Origin of the sequence: Campylobacter sp. IFREMER_LSEM_CL908 (assembly GCF_025771545.1) — a bacterium.
GTDB classification, from domain to species: domain Bacteria; phylum Campylobacterota; class Campylobacteria; order Campylobacterales; family Campylobacteraceae; genus Campylobacter_D; species Campylobacter_D lari_D.
The window spans coordinates 1-15,450 of the sequence record NZ_JAKMQK010000020.1 but is presented as its reverse complement, the minus strand read 5'-3'; the positions used below and the strand labels follow the sequence as shown (position 1 = coordinate 15,450).

The following is a 15,450-nucleotide window of genomic DNA, read 5'->3' as shown; positions in this document are numbered from 1 at the left end:
TTAGTAACCCTGCCGATATCGACGATTACTTCTTCAAATTCTTCTCTATTATATCTTTCCATCGATCTTCCTTTTGGGTTATAGTTTGATTCCGTTTTCTCTTAGTGCTTCAGCTAAAGCTGCAATCACACCATGGTATAAATAACCATTTCTATCAAACACTACTTCTTCTATGTTTTTAGCTTTCAAAACTTTTGCAAATTCAGCTGCTATTTTTTTAGCGCCTTCTTTATTTGCTTTAACACCAATTTTTCTTCCATCTACTGCTGCTAAAGTTACTGCTTTAACATCATCGATAGCTTGGATATATAAAGTTCTGTTTGATTTGAAAACAGAAACTCTTGGAAGAGCTTGTGTTCCTGAAATTTTTGCTCTAATTCTTTTTTTTCTTTTAATTCTTAAAGATATTTTTCTTTTTAATACATTTGCTCTCATATTCTATCCTTACTTCTTAGATGTCTTACCAGCTTTGCGGATAATACGCTCATCTGAATATTTAACACCTTTTCCTTTGTAAGGCTCAGGTGGTCTAAATTCACGAATTTGAGCAGCAACTTGACCTACCACTTGTTTATCACTACCTTTGATAATAACATTGTTTTTATCAACAGTAATTTCTATGCCTTCTGGAATAGCATAGTTGATAGGATGAGAAAAACCTAAAGCAAGTTCAAGAACTTTACCTTTTAACGCAGCTTTATAACCAACACCGTTGATTTCTAAAGTTTTGCTAAAACCATCAGTTAAACCGATGATGATGTTTTGAGCTAAAGCTCTATAAGTTCCCCAATAAGCTCTACTTTGTCTATCTTCACCTTTAGGAGAGAAAAGAATTTGTCCTTCTTTAATCTCAACATTAACATTTGCTTTTGTATCAAGCTCTTTTGCTAAATTTCCTTTTTTGAATTTTAGCAAGTTACCTTCTAATTTTACTTCTACTCCACTTGGAATAGCAACTGGTTGTTTACCTATACGAGACATTCATTTTTCCTTTTTACTTGTCTACGATATGACTACTTTATAAGAATGGATACCGAATACCATAAAAAGTAGAAACTCTTACCAAATAGTACATAAAACTTCGCCGCCAACGCCTGCTTTATAAGCTTCGTCGTTAGCTAAAACACCTTTTGAAGTGCTTACTACGATAGTACCATAACCGTTTTTAAATCTTTTGATCTCATCTTTACCTTTATAAACACGACGACCAGGTTTAGAAATACGCTTAACTTCGTTAATTACGCTTTTACCTTTTTCATCGTATTTTAAAACTACATTGATGAATTTCTTTTTATCCTCTTCAATAACATTAAAGCTTTCAATATAGCCTTTAGCTTGGAAAATTCCAAGTAAAGCTTCGATAACTTTAGAATGCAAAAGTTGAGTAGTCTCTAATCTTCTCATCCCTGCATTTCTAATTCTTGTTAGTGAATCTGAAATTAAATCATTTATCATGGTTCTTTCCTCTTACCAACTTGCTTTTTTAAGACCAGGAATTAAACCTTCATTTGCCATTTTTCTTAAGCAAACTCTACAAATTCCAAAATCTCTATAAACTGAATGTGGTCTTCCACAAATTTGGCATCTAGTATACCCTCTAACACTAAATTTAGGTTTGCGGGCAGCTTTTGCAATCATTGATTTTTTAGCCATATTACTTTCCTTTTGCAAATGGCACGCCAAATAATTCTAATAATTTTTGTGCCTCTTTATCTGATTTTGCTGTTGTAACGATAGAAATGTTCATACCATGAGTTCTTAAGATTTTATCATATTCAACTTCTGGGAACATTAACTGCTCATCTAAACCAAAGTTATAGTTTCCTCTTCCATCAAAACCATCTCTTGGAAGACCTCTAAAGTCTTTAACACGAGGAAGAGCTATAGTAATAAGCTTATCTAAGAAAGCATACATATTGTCTTTTCTTAATGTTACCATTACACCTACTGGGAAGCCTTCTCTTACTTTAAAACCAGCAACTGATTTTTTAGCTTTTGTGATAACTGCTTTTTGCCCAGCGATCAATGAAATAGTATCTGCAACATTTTGTAATACTTTTTGATCTTTTGCTAATTCCCCAGCACCTACACTGATTACAACTTTTTCAATAAAAGGAACAAGCATAGGATTTTTAATATCAAATTCTTTAACTAAAGCAGGTTTGATATTTTGAGTATATTTTTCTTTCAATCTCATCATCTTATTCTCCTGCCTTTGCTACATTTGAAATATCCATTGGCATTTCTTTATTGATAAAACCGCCATTTGGATTTTTATCACTTGGCTTAACAGCTTTTTTAGCGATTTTACAACCTTCAACAATTACTTTATTTGTCTTAGGAAATACTGCTAAAACTTTACCTGTTTTGCCTTTGTCATCGCCTGCGATAACTTTTACCATATCATTCTTTTTAATTTTTAATTTCATTACAACACCTCCGGTGCTAGTGAAACAATTTTCATAAAGCCACCATATCTTACTTCACGACCTACTGGTCCAAAAATACGCGTTCCGATAGGCTCTCTTTTAGCATCAAGAATAACTGCTGCATTTTCATCAAAACGAATTAAAGAACCATTGTCTCTATGAATTTCTTTTTTAGTTCTAACGATAACTGCTTTTACCACTTGACCTTTTTTAACTTTACCATTTGGTAGAGCTTTTTTTACAGATGCAACGATTACATCACCAACAGTAGCGTATCTTCTTTTGCTACCACCTAAAACCTTAATACACATTAATTCTTTTGCACCGCTATTATCAGCAACTGCAAGCCTAGTAAAACTTTGAATCATTACTCAACTCCTGCTGATACTATAGTTTTTAAGCGAAATGATTTTCTCTTAGAAAGTGGTCTACATTCAATAGCAACTACAGTATTTCCCACTTTAAGTTCATTTCTTTCATCATGAATTAAATATTTTTTAAAGCGTTTTACGATTTTTCTGTATTTTGGGTGAACCACTTTTCTTTCAACCAAAATTGTTGCTGTTTTATCTCCAGCAATTTGAACAACAACGCCTTGAATTTCTCTTTTAAATGCCATTTTCTATCCTTATTTTAAAGCGCTAATTGCAGTATTGATTCTAGCGATGTCTTTTTTAACTTCGCTAATCTCTTTAGGATTAGTTAGCTGCATTGTTTTTAGCTTTTGTCTTAAAGTAAATAAAAGCACCTTTTTTTCTTTTAGCATTGTTGCAAGCTCACCTGCTGTTTTATCTTTAATCTCAGTATATTTCATTTTGGCTCTCTCTTGTAACAAACTTAGTTTTAAATGGCAATTTATGCATCGCTAAAGTTAAAGCTTGTCTTGCCATTTCTTCATTAACCCCTGCCATTTCATAAATAATACGACCTGGTTTAATGTTCATTACCCATTCCTCAACTGCACCTTTACCTTTACCCATACGAGTTTCTAAAGGTTTTTTAGTTAGAGGTTTATCTGGGAAAACTCTAATCCAAGTTTTACCTTGTCTTTTTACAAAACGAGTTAAAGCAATACGAGCTGCTTCGATTTGGCGTGAATTGATACGGCCAGCTTCAGTTGCTTTTAGGGCAAAATCACCAAAAGTAAATTCAGTCCCTCTGTTGGCATAACCTCTGTTACGCCCTTTCATCATTTTACGATATTTTGTTCTTTTTGGCATTAACATGATTATTTACCTCTTCTTGCTCTTCTAGTTTTTTTAGCTGGAGCGTTTTCTTCGGTTTTTTCAGGTTGAACACCCTTTTGTAAAACTTCACCTTTGAAGATCCATACTTTAATACCTATATTTCCATAAGTAGTATGTGCTTCTGCAAAACCATAATCAATTTTTGCTCTTAAAGTGTGAAGTGGAACACGACCTTCTAGATACCATTCAGTTCTTGCCATTTCAGCACCACCTAAACGGCCTGAAACTGAAACTTTAATCCCTTTAGCACCTGCTTTTTGCGCTCCTTGAATTACTTTTTTCATTGCTCTTCTAAAAGCAATTCTTTTTTCAAGTTGAGTAGCAACACTTTCAGCTGCAAGCTGAGCTGAAGCACCTGCTTTTCTTTCTTCTTTGATATTGATATTAACTTCTTTTTTGATTAAATCTTGAAGTTCTTTTCTTAAAATATCAACATCACTACCTTTTTTACCAATAATAATCCCTGGTCTTGCAGCTACAACAGTTACTCTTAATTTTTTCGCTGTTCTTTCTACAAGAATTTGGCTAATTCCTGCATAATAAAGTTTTCTTTTTAAAAATGTTCTGATTTTATAATCTTCACCAATATTTTCTGCTAAATTAGCTTTTGTAGGAAACCATCTTGATTCCCAATTTCTATTAATTCCTAGTCTTAAACCAATCGGATTTACTTTTTGTCCCATATTAGCTTTCCTTTTTCACTGATGCTTTTTTAGCTTTTGTAGTTTTTTCAGCACTTGCTTCTACTTTACTAACTTCTACCAAAATGTGTGAAGTTGGCTTTCTAATACGACTAGCACTTCCTCTAGCTCTTGGTCTAAATCTTTTTAAAACCGCACCAGCATCAACACGACAACTTGAAACAACAACTTCATTTGCTTCAAATCCGCCATTTGCTACAGCACTTGAAATAGCATTTGCTATAAATTTAGCACCTTTATTTGGCATAAATTTCAAACTAGCTAATGCAAGCTCTGCATTCATACCTTGAACTTCTCTAGCAATCAATCTCGCTTTAGTTGGAGATAATCTTATGAATTTAATTAACGCTCTACTCATAAATCTCCCTTACTTACCTATTTTTTTCTGAACAGAGCCTTTATGACCCTTAAATGTTCTAGTAGGTGCAAATTCACCTAATTTGTAACCGATATGATTTTCAGTAATATATACTGGGATAAAGCTTTTTCCATTATGAACATTAAAAGTTAAACCTATCATATCAGGTATAATAGTGCTGCGTCTTGACCAAGTTTTAATTGGCTTACCATCGTTAGCTTTTTTAGCAGCGATGACTTTTTTCATTACATGGTCATCAACAAAAGGACCTTTTTTTAGTGACCTAGCCATCTTACTTTCCTTTTCTTCTTGAAATTATTAGCTTATCGCTAGCTTTTTTACGGCGAGTTTTAGCACCTTTAGTTGGTTTACCCCATGGAGTAACTGGATGACGGCCTGAATTTTTCTTACCTTCACCCCCACCGTGCGGGTGATCAACTGGGTTCATCGCAGAACCTCTTGTTTGAGGACGAATACCTCTATGGCGGTTTCTTCCTGCTTTACCGATAGTCACATTTGACCATTCTTCATTACCAACTTCACCGATACTTGCCATACATTCAGCTAAAACTTGTCTCATTTCACCACTTGCAAGTCTTAAGATAACATATTTTTCTTCTTTACCCATTAATTGAGCATAAGCACCCGCTGAACGGATCATTTGTCCACCTTTGCCCGGTTTTAACTCGATATTATGTACGATAGTACCCACTGGGATGTTTCTTAATTTCATTGCATTACCTGGCTTAATGTCAAGTCCGCTTTCAGCAGCACAAATAACATCACCAACGCTTAAACCTTTTGGTTGTAAGATGTATCTTTTTTCACCATCTCTATAAGAGATTAATGCAATACGACAATTTCTGTATGGATCATACTCGATTGCTTCAACTTTACCTTCAATACCAAATTTTCTTCTTTTAAAATCTATAATTCTGTAAAGTTTTTTAGCACCTGCTTCTTTATGACGGCTTGTGATTCTACCATTATTGTTACGACCTGCATGAGCTGGAAGTTTTACAAGTAATGAACGCACACTAGCTTTTGCTGTGATATCATCAGAGCTTACACCTGTGATGTATCTTCTACTTGGAGTATATGGTTTATAAGTTTTAATTGCCATCTTATGCCTCCGAACTTTCTAAGCTCACACCTTCTGGTAGCTTAACATAGAATTTTTTAAAGCTATTTCTTTGACCTTCACGACCTCTAAAACGCTTTACTTTTCCATCCATTTTTAAAGAATTAATTCTTACTGGAGTTACACCAAAATATTCTCTTAAAACTTCTTTTAAACCATTTTTAGTCATTTTTGGAGAAGTTTGAATAACTACAACACCTTGCTCTTGAAGGTTTAAGCTTTTTTCAGTGTAAAGTATTGTTTTTATATCAGTAATATCTGCCATTTTAACCCTCTTTTACGATAGATTCAAGCGCTGCTTTTTCAATGATAACAGCATTAAATACAGATACTAAATAAGCATTTACTTCGCTAATATCAACTACATAGCAATTTGCTAAGTTTCTAAAAGCAAGAAGTGTTTTTTCATCTAGTAAATCTTTTACAATTAAAGCATCTTTTAAACCAAGCTTTTTAATAACTGCATTTGCATCTTTTGTTTTACCGCTTTCAATGCTTAAACTATCTACTGAGAATAATGCATTGTTTTGTGCTTTATCAGCCAATGCTCTTTCAAGCGCTAAGCGTTTTTGTTTTTTATTAACTTTTTGGAAATAATTACGATTGTTTGTAGGGCCAAATGCTACAGCACCACCAACCCAAACATTCGTTCTTGTTGAACCTGCTCTTGCACCACCACGACCTTTTTGTCTCCATGGTTTTTTACCACCACCGCTTACATCGCTTCTACCTTTAGTATGAGCTGTGTTTGCTCTAAGGCTAGCAAGATAAGATTTTACATATAAATAAAGGTTGTGAGGATTAACTTCTGCATATTTTGCTGGAAGATCGAGTTCACTAGCTTTTTCAAATTTATCATTTAAAACAGTTACTTTACTCATTTTGCAATCCTTATTTTACCCATAGCACCATTAAATCCTGGTACCGCACCTTTTACTACTAAGATGCCATTTTCTTCATCAAATGAAACTACTTCATTTTTAACAGTAACTTTTACATTACCATAATGACCTGCCATTTTCATACCTGGTTGAACACGACCTGGCCATTCGCGGTTTCCGATTGATCCGTGGCGTCTGTGGAATCTTGAACCGTGACTTGCAGGACCTCCGGCAAATCCGTGTCTTTTAACAACCCCACTATAACCTCTACCTTTAGAATTAAAGCTTACTTTTAAAATAGAAGCTTCTTTTAAAGGATTAAGATCAATATCACCTGCTTCTGTGTTTGCTACTTCTAAAGAAGCAAATCTATTATATTCAGCTGAAAGATTGTATTTTTTTTGCTGACCCGCAATGCATTTATTATTTGCTTTGCCTTTTACATAAGCAACCAAAGCTTTTCCATTTTCTACTTCACATACTTTAGTTTGAACAAGTTTAAGTAAGGTTACAGGAATGCTTGGTGTGCTGATTGTTCTACTCATACCAATTTTTTCTACAATGTATTCCATATTCTATCCTTATTTACCCATAGCTCTTACTTCAACATTGACCTCTGGAGCCAAGTCAAGCTTAGTGAGTGAATCTACTGTATCTGGAGTAGCTGCTACAATATCAAGCATACGAGCATGAATTCTCATCTCAAATTGTTCGCGTGAATCTTTATTGATGTGTGGAGATTTCAAAACTGTGTATCTTTTGATTTTTGTAGGCATTGGCACTGGACCTCTGATGTCAGCACCTGTTCTTTTAACAGCTTCTACAATTGCTGCAACTGTGCGATCTAGAACTCTGTGGTCATAAGCTTTTAGCTTAAGCCTGATTCTTTCCATATTTTTTCCTTTGTAAAGAACTCGTTAGACCCATAAGAATCTAACCACCATATAAAATGATGTTGAGATTATATAAAAAGAGCCTTTGCTATGTCAAGAAATTTATACATTTTTTTTAATTATTTTCCTTTTAAAAAGGATAAAAATTAAATTTTATAAAATTTACAAGATTTTTTATACATTAAGAAAATCTAAGAAAAAATATAGTATGATTTCAAAATCTAAAGGGGCATTAGCTCAGCTGGGAGAGCACAACGCTGGCAGCGTTGGGGTCAGCGGTTCGAACCCGCTATGCTCCACCATTAATTACAAAGAAATTTATGAAATCACTACAATTTTTTTATGATAATTACCCAAAATTTCAAAAATTTGATGAAAGAAAAATTCAAATTCAAACCCATAAAAACATCATTATAAAAGGTGGTTTTGCAAGTGGTAAGAAAAATTTAATTTTAAATTTTTTATCTTTGTACAAAAGTGAAAATATACTTTTTATTGATTGTGATGATTTGAAATTTCAAGCAAGTGCTTTGGTAAATTTAAATTCGTTTTTAACCTATAATCCACAGATTAAATTTTTAGCACTTTGTAACTTTACTCATGATTTTGACTTTGCCAGTTTAAAACACCTTAATTTGCAAATCATAATAAGCGTTTGTGATAGCAATTTTTGCTTAGATCAGTTTGAAGAACTTCATTTAGATTATTTAGACTTTGAAGAATTTTTAAGCTTAAACAAAAAATACGCTGACACTAAGACCATGGTAAGTTATTTTTTACATACAGGACGCAATGTGATTTTAAATCACAACTTTAACACAAACCCATCATACTTAAGAAGTTTTTACACTCCATTAGAGCTTACTATACTCAAACAAATTGCCTTAGAACTTGGGAATGAATTTAGCGTTAATGAGCTATTAAAAACACTAAAAAATACTATAAAAATTTCCAAAGATACCTTATATAAAAGCATAGAAAAACTAGAATCAAACTACACTTTGTATTTTGTAAAAAATCTTGAAAAGAATTTAAAAAAAGTATATTTTTGGGACTTTTCACTAAAAAATTCTCTAAGCATACAAAAAGACTTTAGTACTTTGTTTGAAAATTTGATTTTAAGCGAGTTGTTTAAATTTGAACAAGAAATTTTTTATACCAAATATTTTGATTTTTACTTACCAAGTCTTAAAAATGCATTTTTATGCTCGCCCTTTAAAGATAAAGATTTACTTAGTTTAAAAGTCAAAAAAATACTTAGTAAAAACCAACTCACACTTTCGACTATTTATATCATCACGCTTTCACAAAGAGATGAGTTTTTCATAGAAGGGGTGCGTGTGATGATTTTACCTTTTGATGAGTGGGCTTTAGGAAATTAATCTAACTCATCAAGCTTATGTTGATTTATGATAGAAATAATAAGCTTGGTATAATTACTTTTAATCTCTGAATATTTTTCCAAATGACTTGCCGCTTCTTTACCATCAAGTTTTTCATTTTGATTTATAGCATCCCACCGCCAAGCTCTAAATTCCTTATAAGCATCATGACGATTTAAATTTAGCAAGTATGAATCCACGCTTTCTTGCAAGGTATCAAATATACGAATTTTATGAGTTTTACCTTCACTTCTTTCTTTTGGAATCAAACCTTTCTCGCCCCAAGTCCATTCTCCAAATAAATTATTTGCTTCTTTAGCAAAACGACTTGTACCAGTTGCGCTTTCAATAATTGCTTGGGCTATGGCTAAAGATTTTGGAACTTTTTGGATACGCAGTTGGTATTCCTTGTGATCGTATAAATTTTTAACGCGATATTTTTCTTTTAAAAACCATAGTTTTTGCACAGCATTAGAATTTAGTTTTCTAAAATTACTCTTTAAAGCTTCCTCAAAAAAAATATCTATAAATTCTTTTTCATTTTCAATTTCTTTGAAAGAAACATCTAACAAAGCATTGATTTTTTTGATAAAAACTTCACGCTTTTCTTTTATACTTAAAGCATAATAATGTTTATCAAAACCTGCTATAAATTCAGCTTTTAAAAATAAAAAACTACTAAGTAAAATTATAATCAGCTTCAAAACAGCACTTTACCTTTCCTCTGAAAAATATTTGATCATCCTCTAATCTAAAATATAAATTTTCTTTGCTTTTTGGCTTTACTAAAATATCATCTTTAACTTTTTGATTTAAATAAGCAAGATAAAAACAAGCTCCCATACCTGTACCACAAGCTAAAGTCTCATCTTCTACCCCGCGTTCATAGGTTCTAACTCTTATAAATTCTTCATTTTCTATTTTAGCAAAATTAACATTTGCATTATATTTTTTACGCACTTCTTTGCATAAATTTACATCAAATTCATTTAAATCATCAACAAAAGTCACCATATGTGGCACACCTGTATTACATCCTTGCCAAATTCTATCTTTATGTTTAAAAGCTTCTTTAATATCCTTCACTCCACTTAATTTAATCTCTACCATGTCATCATCAACAAATGATTTTATAAGTCCTGCTCCAGTTAAAAAATTTAAATATTGTGATTTTTTTAGATAATGATGAGCAAAATGAGCTGCTGCACGCGATCCATTACCACACATATTTGCTTTACTGCCATCGCAATTATAAAATTCCCATTCAAAATCATATCTATCATGAGGCACAACTACTATAAGTCCATCAGCACCTATGCCCTCATAACGATTACAAAGAATTCTAGCTAACTCACTACGATCTTTTTTTTCACCATCTGCAAATACTACAAAATCATTTCCACTTGCACAATATTTATAAAATTTCATTTCTAACCTTTAAAGTATGTTTTAAAAAATTTAGCACATTTTCTTCAAATTTTTCATAACTTGAAATATTTTTTATCACAAAATCTGCTTTTTTTAGTTTTTCTTCTATATCAAGTTGCAAATTAATTCTTTTTAAGGCTTCATTTTCATCTAAATTATCTCTTTGCATTAATCTTTTTAATAAAATTTCTTTTGGAGCATAAATCAATATACTTTTTCCTAGATCTTGATAATGATTATTTTCAAAAAATAAAGGCAATTCTATAAAAAAAGCCTTGTTTTTTTTATCTAAAATTAGTGCTTTTTGTAAAATTTCTTCTTTGATTTTAGGATGTAAAAAACCTTCTAACTTTTTTTTGGCGTTTAAATCATTAAATACAATGACACCAAGCTTTTTTCTATCTATTTTTCCTGCTATAAGTAAATCATTATTATCAAAAAGTTTAGCTATGGAATTAGCATTTTCATTTAAAAGCTCATGAGCTATCACATCTGCACTTAAAGTATCAAAACCCAAATTTTGAACTATTTTTATAAAGCTTGACTTTCCACCTGCTATACTTGAAGTCACAAAATAAGCATTTTGCATAATTTAACCTTAAAATATTTTTAGTTAAAATACCTTTTAAATTCTTAAAGGAAGATAAATGAATATAAGCTATGAAGATGCGGGCGTAAGTATAGATAATGGTAATACTTTTGTAGAAGCAATCAAGCCTTTAGTAAAAGAAACTTTTAATGAAAATGTTTTAGGTGGCATAGGTTCTTTTTCAGGTGCTTTTGCCATGCCAAGTGGTTTTAAAAATCCTGTTATGCTAGCAGCAACAGATGGGGTAGGCACAAAGTTGCGTCTTGCTATTGATAGTCAAAAATTTGACACAATAGGCGAAGATTTAGTAGCAATGTGCGTGAATGATTTAATTTGCAATTTTGCTACGCCTTTGTTTTTTCTAGACTATTATGCAAGTGCAAAGCTAGATGTAGAAGTAGCTAAAAAGGTTGTAGCAGGGATTACTAATGGTTGTAAAAAAGCAAATTGTGCCTTAATAGGCGGAGAAACTGCTGAAATGCCTGGAATGTATCATAACAATGACTTTGACTTAGCAGGTTTTTCAGTGGGCATGGCTGAAAAAGATGAAATAGATAGAAGAAATTTTGTAAAAAATGGAGATATTTTACTAGCTTTGCCTAGTAGTGGGCTTCATTCTAATGGATATTCTTTAGCTAGAAAAGTATTATTTGAAGCACAAAAGCTTAAATTTGATGATAAAATAGATGGTAAAAATTTAATCGATATTTTACTTGAACCTACAAGAATTTATGTAAAAGACTTTTTAAAATTAAAACCCTTCATCAATGCACTAGCTCATATAACAGGTGGTGGTTTGGTAGAGAATTTACCTAGAGTTTTCCCAAGAGGAATAGGTGCTATTATTAGAAAACATCATCTAAAAACTCCTGAAATTTTTTATCAAATAGGCCAAAGCGTAGAAGAAGCTGAAATGTATAGAAGCTTTAACATGGGTGTGGGCTTAGTTATGGTGGTAGATCCATCTAATGTAGGAAAAGTTTTAGAGAACTCAGATGCTTATGTAATAGGCGAAGTTGTGCTAAATGAAGGGGTTGTTTTAGAGTAATTAACTCCCTAGAGTTTGCTAATAAATCACATTGAGCTTAAAAATAAGCTTAATGTGATAGAGTGTATTTAATAAGGAGTTTATTGTTTTTAAATTATTTATAATACTAAAAACTTTTATAGTTTTTATATTCAACATTGGCACATTCTTAACTTTATTGTACCAATTGTGCTTTTTTAAATTTTTATTTTGTCATTTTATAATCTGTTTTAAGCAAACTCTGGGCAATTAATTAAACACTAAGCCTTAAAAGGCTTAGTTAATCATTATTAAAATATAAAGTCAAACTGTAAAAATCCCGTATGCGAATGAGAATTATTTGCAAAAGTTCCATTATAATTAAATGACATTTCTAAATCTTCTGCCAAAGAAAAAATCAAAGACGCACTTGCATATTGATAAGTTCTTGGCAAATCTAAGGTTTCGCTTGCTTTTAAGTTTGCAAAATTTACTCTTGATTCTACTTCAGGATTAAAATTAATTCTTGCACCTGCTTCAAATGAAGTGCTAATTTGTGGATGCCATTTATTAAGCCATTTAAGAGATGCTGTACTTGAAAAGAGATTTAATTCACTCTTATAATATCTTTCATGATTTAATGCTCCATCTCCATGCATGCTGAAAGCTTTTGTGAAACCACCTTCATAGTTTAAAGACACCTCAGGAGTAATTATATTATCTGCCCCATCTAAATAAAAATTCATACCAGTTCCAATACTTGCTCCATAACCATAGGTATCTGTATTACCATTAGCCTCTCTTTTTCCTTTATCAACAAATTTTTGCACATCATTTTTGGTATATGCTGCTTTGGTATGGAATTTAAAAAAGGCTTCTTTTATCTCATCTTCTAATAAAATATTAGAATACTTCAAACCAGCATACACTGTTTGCATTTTTAAAGAAAAGTAATCTTTAGTATCCATATTAGCTTCTTCAGTTCCTACATAAGCTCCTAGCATACCTATATCTTTTAAGGTATGAAAACCTGCTACTATACCTTTAGTATTTCCTTTAGAATAATCATTTGTTCCTAAAAGCTTAATGCTATTAGATGAAAAATAAGGCAATACAAAGCCGTGATAATGCTCATCTGCATCAAAGCCTACTAAGTCTTTATTTGTTTTATGATTATTGTGTATTCTTGCATGTTTGTAAGCCATTCTTGATGCATCATCTAAAACAGTATCAAGGAAGAATGATCTCATCATATAAGTGTTAATTATTGTTTGAGCCATAACAGAACCCACACCAGCACTTACATCTGCTAAGGTTTTATAAGTTCCTGAAATTGGATCATATACTAGATTTAATAAATCATTGTTTGAGCCAACATTACCTACTCCTATGTTACCACCACTACCAGTATTATTAACTATATTGTCAGGATTGATAGGTTTGCTTGCATCAAAATTTGGATCTGAAGTATCTACTGTGATATTATCTATATTTGTAGAACCACTTCCATTTCCACCTACATTAATAGCTCCATCAAAGCTACCATCTTCATTTGGTTTTACTATCCAATCTCCTACATTTACATTACCATTACCATTATTAGTAATGTGATTACCATCTTTATCAGGTTTAACTGTACCTTGGTTATCTATATTAACATCATTATTACCATTATTAACTATACCACCGCCGATATTACCATTGGAACCATTTGAAATAGAAGTATTACCACCGCCATTACCTACAGTGATAGAGCCACCTAAATCTCCATCGTTTTTGATTTCTAAATCACCGTTGTTATTCTCAATAGAACCGCTTATAGAACCACTATTATTAATTGAGCCTAAATTACCATTGTTTATAATATTTCCACCTATACTACCATGACCGCTATTGATAATCTTATCTACAGAAGATTTTTCACCTATAGATACATCCCCTGTTATTTTTCCATAATCATCATTAATGATATTGCCTACTTTCGATCCATTATCAACGCTAACATCACTGCTAATAAGCCCATTACCAGAATTAGAAATATTAGTAACTTCGCTACTATTATCAACTTTAATACCACCAGTAATCTCTCCTTGCCCAGCATTGATGATGCTTCCAACTATACTTCCATTATCAACGCTAACATCTCCTGAAATTTTACCAGTAGAAACTCCATTATCATAAAAAGAACTTGCCAAAGCACCATTGATAATATTCTCAACTTTAGAGTGATTGTCTACTTTTACACTACCACTAATCTCTCCACTTCCAGCATTGATGATGCTATCTATCTGTCCTTTATTATTAACCTCTATAGAACCCTCTATTTTACCATTATCTTGATTTATTATACCACCTACTATAGAAGAGCCTTCTCCATCCACTTTTATAGTTCCGGTAATCTTAGCATTATCTTTATTTAAAATACCAGTAACCACACCGCCACTACTGATTAAAATAGATCCGCCTATATTAGCACTATCAGCATTTATAATACCAAATCCATTCTCACCACCTGAGATCATACCTTTCTCTTTAACCTCTATAGTTCCTTTTAAAGCAGATCCTCTGCTTAAATAAATTCCAGCAATTCCACCATGTATTGCAGAATTTTCTCCAGCTATAGTTGTGTTTTTATTTAAATATGCGTGATCAAAATACATCCCATAATCACCACCATATATCTTTCCGCCATTTTTTATAGATATATCGCTTGTAGTAGAACCTTCACTTAAGAAAATACCACTTTCTCCTCCATAAATGCTACCATTATCAACATATAAATCTCCTAATGTTTGCCATCGACCTATATATATACCACTTTTTTTGGCTATTATTTTTCCACCATTTTTTATTTCTACTGTTCCATATTTTCCATAAGATACATTAAGTCCATAACTGGCAGCTTCAATTATACCAGTATTAACTATAGATTCAATAGTAGCACCTTGTTCTATTTTAACGCCACCTGATAAATCTCCTGATCCAGTAGATTTAATATATCCATTATTTATGATTGTACCTATATTTCCATAAGCATATATACCAGTTGTTCCTTGTATAGATCCAGAATTGTTAATCGTATTAATTGAAGATCCCTTATCAACATGTATGCCAGAATCATACCAACCACTATTAACACTATTTCCAATTATGGTACCTGTATTATTAAGCGTTTCTAATTTACCTCCTTTATCAACTTTTATACCATTAGAACCACCTTTTATAATCCCGCTGTTTTCTAAATTTTTTAAAGTAGTACTATCAGATGTTACACTAACACCAGACTTAGAGCCTTCAATTAAACCTGTATTGGTGATTTTATCTACAGTAGATTTTCCCCATATTTCTACACCATGTTTTCCCCAAGCTGTACTTTTTATTGTACCAGCATTACT

General features: G+C 32.1%; 24 protein-coding genes and 1 tRNA gene. 3 read left to right on the top strand and 22 right to left on the bottom strand.

All coding sequences use genetic code 11. The features are described 5' to 3' along the window. Positions 1–78: 78 nt before the first annotated feature. From rplR to rpsJ, 18 genes are all read right to left on the bottom strand, one after another. Positions 79–435, bottom strand: a complete 357-nt coding sequence (rplR, locus tag L8U04_RS07905; RefSeq protein ID WP_263709788.1) for a 50S ribosomal protein L18 — start codon at positions 433–435, stop codon at positions 79–81. A 9-nt stretch (positions 436–444) separates the two neighbouring features. After that, positions 445–981, bottom strand: coding sequence for a 50S ribosomal protein L6 (gene rplF / locus L8U04_RS07900; protein ID WP_039617154.1), 537 nt, complete (start codon positions 979–981; stop codon positions 445–447). A gap of 78 nt (positions 982–1,059) precedes the next feature. Further along, a complete protein-coding gene (gene rpsH / locus L8U04_RS07895) occupies positions 1,060–1,455 on the bottom strand; it encodes a 30S ribosomal protein S8 (protein ID WP_039617152.1) in 396 nt (131 codons plus the stop codon). A gap of 12 nt (positions 1,456–1,467) precedes the next feature. Beyond that, positions 1,468–1,653: a type Z 30S ribosomal protein S14 gene (locus L8U04_RS07890; RefSeq protein ID WP_012660824.1), complete on the bottom strand. Its 186-nt coding sequence runs from the start codon at positions 1,651–1,653 to the stop codon at positions 1,468–1,470. A gap of 1 nt (position 1,654) precedes the next feature. Then, entirely contained in the window at positions 1,655–2,200 is a 546-nt protein-coding gene (gene rplE / locus L8U04_RS07885; protein WP_133319134.1) for a 50S ribosomal protein L5, read from the bottom strand. 1 nt (position 2,201) lies between these two features. Further along, positions 2,202–2,429 carry a 50S ribosomal protein L24 gene (rplX, locus tag L8U04_RS07880; RefSeq protein ID WP_012660822.1) on the bottom strand — a complete coding sequence of 76 codons (228 nt, stop codon included), beginning with the start codon at positions 2,427–2,429 and terminating at the stop codon, positions 2,202–2,204. Then, on the bottom strand, positions 2,429–2,797 hold the full coding sequence (gene rplN, locus L8U04_RS07875) for a 50S ribosomal protein L14 (RefSeq protein ID WP_012660821.1): 369 nt from the start codon (positions 2,795–2,797) through the stop codon (positions 2,429–2,431). Before rplN ends, rplX begins: the two co-directional genes overlap by 1 nt. Next, a complete protein-coding gene (gene rpsQ, locus L8U04_RS07870; RefSeq protein WP_039617148.1) occupies positions 2,797–3,048 on the bottom strand; it encodes a 30S ribosomal protein S17 in 252 nt (83 codons plus the stop codon). The genes rplN and rpsQ overlap by 1 nt, the downstream gene beginning before the upstream one ends. 9 nt (positions 3,049–3,057) lie before the next feature. Next, positions 3,058–3,243, bottom strand: coding sequence for a 50S ribosomal protein L29 (rpmC, locus tag L8U04_RS07865; protein WP_012660819.1), 186 nt, complete (start codon positions 3,241–3,243; stop codon positions 3,058–3,060). After that, positions 3,230–3,655 carry a 50S ribosomal protein L16 gene (gene rplP, locus L8U04_RS07860; RefSeq protein ID WP_012660818.1) on the bottom strand — a complete coding sequence of 142 codons (426 nt, stop codon included), beginning with the start codon at positions 3,653–3,655 and terminating at the stop codon, positions 3,230–3,232. Before rplP ends, rpmC begins: the two co-directional genes overlap by 14 nt. 2 nt (positions 3,656–3,657) lie before the next feature. Continuing rightward, complete coding sequence (gene rpsC / locus L8U04_RS07855; protein ID WP_039617145.1) at positions 3,658–4,359, bottom strand: 30S ribosomal protein S3; 702 nt, start codon at positions 4,357–4,359, stop codon at positions 3,658–3,660. Position 4,360: 1 nt separating this feature from the next. Next, a complete protein-coding gene (gene rplV, locus L8U04_RS07850; RefSeq protein WP_039617143.1) occupies positions 4,361–4,735 on the bottom strand; it encodes a 50S ribosomal protein L22 in 375 nt (124 codons plus the stop codon). A 9-nt stretch (positions 4,736–4,744) separates the two neighbouring features. After that, the gene (rpsS, locus tag L8U04_RS07845; protein ID WP_039664929.1) at positions 4,745–5,026 is read right to left on the bottom strand and encodes a 30S ribosomal protein S19; all 282 of its coding nucleotides are present in this window, start codon (positions 5,024–5,026) and stop codon (positions 4,745–4,747) included. Between the two features lies 1 nt (position 5,027). Beyond that, positions 5,028–5,858: a 50S ribosomal protein L2 gene (gene rplB / locus L8U04_RS07840; RefSeq protein WP_039625087.1), complete on the bottom strand. Its 831-nt coding sequence runs from the start codon at positions 5,856–5,858 to the stop codon at positions 5,028–5,030. Position 5,859: 1 nt separating this feature from the next. Then, entirely contained in the window at positions 5,860–6,141 is a 282-nt protein-coding gene (locus tag L8U04_RS07835) for a 50S ribosomal protein L23 (RefSeq protein WP_039617139.1), read from the bottom strand. 1 nt (position 6,142) lies between these two features. Then, positions 6,143–6,757, bottom strand: coding sequence for a 50S ribosomal protein L4 (rplD, locus tag L8U04_RS07830; RefSeq protein ID WP_039617137.1), 615 nt, complete (start codon positions 6,755–6,757; stop codon positions 6,143–6,145). Continuing rightward, positions 6,754–7,329 carry a 50S ribosomal protein L3 gene (gene rplC, locus L8U04_RS07825; protein ID WP_012660811.1) on the bottom strand — a complete coding sequence of 192 codons (576 nt, stop codon included), beginning with the start codon at positions 7,327–7,329 and terminating at the stop codon, positions 6,754–6,756. Before rplC ends, rplD begins: the two co-directional genes overlap by 4 nt. Before the next feature lie 9 nt (positions 7,330–7,338). Beyond that, complete coding sequence (rpsJ, locus tag L8U04_RS07820; RefSeq protein WP_012660810.1) at positions 7,339–7,650, bottom strand: 30S ribosomal protein S10; 312 nt, start codon at positions 7,648–7,650, stop codon at positions 7,339–7,341. A 226-nt stretch (positions 7,651–7,876) separates the two neighbouring features. Here rpsJ and L8U04_RS07815 point away from each other — a divergent pair. Next, a tRNA-Ala gene (locus tag L8U04_RS07815) sits at positions 7,877–7,952 on the top strand. An 18-nt stretch (positions 7,953–7,970) separates the two neighbouring features. Next, entirely contained in the window at positions 7,971–9,032 is a 1,062-nt protein-coding gene (locus L8U04_RS07810) for an ATP-binding protein (protein WP_263709787.1), read from the top strand. On the opposite strand, the gene L8U04_RS07805 is transcribed toward L8U04_RS07810, so the two are convergent. The 3 genes from L8U04_RS07805 to coaE are packed head-to-tail and all read right to left on the bottom strand — an operon-like array spanning position 9,029 to position 11,049. Further along, the gene (locus L8U04_RS07805) at positions 9,029–9,736 is read right to left on the bottom strand and encodes a glucosaminidase domain-containing protein (RefSeq protein ID WP_133319132.1); all 708 of its coding nucleotides are present in this window, start codon (positions 9,734–9,736) and stop codon (positions 9,029–9,031) included. The genes L8U04_RS07810 and L8U04_RS07805 overlap by 4 nt on opposite strands. After that, positions 9,711–10,460: a diaminopimelate epimerase gene (gene dapF, locus L8U04_RS07800; protein ID WP_133319131.1), complete on the bottom strand. Its 750-nt coding sequence runs from the start codon at positions 10,458–10,460 to the stop codon at positions 9,711–9,713. The genes L8U04_RS07805 and dapF overlap by 26 nt, the downstream gene beginning before the upstream one ends. Then, positions 10,447–11,049, bottom strand: a complete 603-nt coding sequence (gene coaE / locus L8U04_RS07795; protein ID WP_263709786.1) for a dephospho-CoA kinase — start codon at positions 11,047–11,049, stop codon at positions 10,447–10,449. Before coaE ends, dapF begins: the two co-directional genes overlap by 14 nt. A gap of 58 nt (positions 11,050–11,107) precedes the next feature. On the opposite strand from coaE, the gene purM reads away from it, so the two are divergent. Then, positions 11,108–12,097, top strand: a complete 990-nt coding sequence (gene purM / locus L8U04_RS07790) for a phosphoribosylformylglycinamidine cyclo-ligase (protein ID WP_263660387.1) — start codon at positions 11,108–11,110, stop codon at positions 12,095–12,097. Positions 12,098–12,366: 269 nt separating this feature from the next. Here the strand turns inward: purM and L8U04_RS07785 are convergent. Further along, positions 12,367–15,450 (bottom strand): autotransporter outer membrane beta-barrel domain-containing protein (locus tag L8U04_RS07785; protein ID WP_263709785.1); only part of this gene is annotated, 3,084 nt, incomplete at its 5' end.

Excerpts from the sequence above, each read along its gene's own strand:
- rpmC (WP_012660819.1), bottom strand. The coding sequence starts at position 3,243 with ATGAAATATACTGAGATTAAAGATAAAACAGCAGGTGAGCTTGCAACA.
- rplD (WP_039617137.1), bottom strand. The coding sequence starts at position 6,757 with ATGAGTAAAGTAACTGTTTTAAATGATAAATTTGAAAAAGCTAGTGAA.
- coaE (WP_263709786.1), bottom strand. The coding sequence starts at position 11,049 with ATGCAAAATGCTTATTTTGTGACTTCAAGTATAGCAGGTGGAAAGTCA.
- rpsJ (WP_012660810.1), bottom strand. The coding sequence starts at position 7,650 with ATGGAAAGAATCAGGCTTAAGCTAAAAGCTTATGACCACAGAGTTCTA.
- L8U04_RS07835 (WP_039617139.1), bottom strand. The coding sequence starts at position 6,141 with ATGGCAGATATTACTGATATAAAAACAATACTTTACACTGAAAAAAGC.
- rpsQ (WP_039617148.1), bottom strand. The coding sequence starts at position 3,048 with ATGGCATTTAAAAGAGAAATTCAAGGCGTTGTTGTTCAAATTGCTGGA.
- rplV (WP_039617143.1), bottom strand. The coding sequence starts at position 4,735 with ATGAGTAGAGCGTTAATTAAATTCATAAGATTATCTCCAACTAAAGCG.
- rpsC (WP_039617145.1), bottom strand. The coding sequence starts at position 4,359 with ATGGGACAAAAAGTAAATCCGATTGGTTTAAGACTAGGAATTAATAGA.
- rplE (WP_133319134.1), bottom strand. The coding sequence starts at position 2,200 with ATGATGAGATTGAAAGAAAAATATACTCAAAATATCAAACCTGCTTTA.
- L8U04_RS07810 (WP_263709787.1), top strand. The coding sequence starts at position 7,971 with ATGAAATCACTACAATTTTTTTATGATAATTACCCAAAATTTCAAAAA.
- rplR (WP_263709788.1), bottom strand. The coding sequence starts at position 435 with ATGAGAGCAAATGTATTAAAAAGAAAAATATCTTTAAGAATTAAAAGA.
- L8U04_RS07890 (WP_012660824.1), bottom strand. The coding sequence starts at position 1,653 with ATGGCTAAAAAATCAATGATTGCAAAAGCTGCCCGCAAACCTAAATTT.
- rplX (WP_012660822.1), bottom strand. The coding sequence starts at position 2,429 with ATGAAATTAAAAATTAAAAAGAATGATATGGTAAAAGTTATCGCAGGC.
- dapF (WP_133319131.1), bottom strand. The coding sequence starts at position 10,460 with ATGAAATTTTATAAATATTGTGCAAGTGGAAATGATTTTGTAGTATTT.
- purM (WP_263660387.1), top strand. The coding sequence starts at position 11,108 with ATGAATATAAGCTATGAAGATGCGGGCGTAAGTATAGATAATGGTAAT.
- rplP (WP_012660818.1), bottom strand. The coding sequence starts at position 3,655 with ATGTTAATGCCAAAAAGAACAAAATATCGTAAAATGATGAAAGGGCGT.
- rplF (WP_039617154.1), bottom strand. The coding sequence starts at position 981 with ATGTCTCGTATAGGTAAACAACCAGTTGCTATTCCAAGTGGAGTAGAA.
- rplN (WP_012660821.1), bottom strand. The coding sequence starts at position 2,797 with ATGATTCAAAGTTTTACTAGGCTTGCAGTTGCTGATAATAGCGGTGCA.
- rpsH (WP_039617152.1), bottom strand. The coding sequence starts at position 1,455 with ATGATAAATGATTTAATTTCAGATTCACTAACAAGAATTAGAAATGCA.
- rplB (WP_039625087.1), bottom strand. The coding sequence starts at position 5,858 with ATGGCAATTAAAACTTATAAACCATATACTCCAAGTAGAAGATACATC.
- rplC (WP_012660811.1), bottom strand. The coding sequence starts at position 7,329 with ATGGAATACATTGTAGAAAAAATTGGTATGAGTAGAACAATCAGCACA.
- rpsS (WP_039664929.1), bottom strand. The coding sequence starts at position 5,026 with ATGGCTAGGTCACTAAAAAAAGGTCCTTTTGTTGATGACCATGTAATG.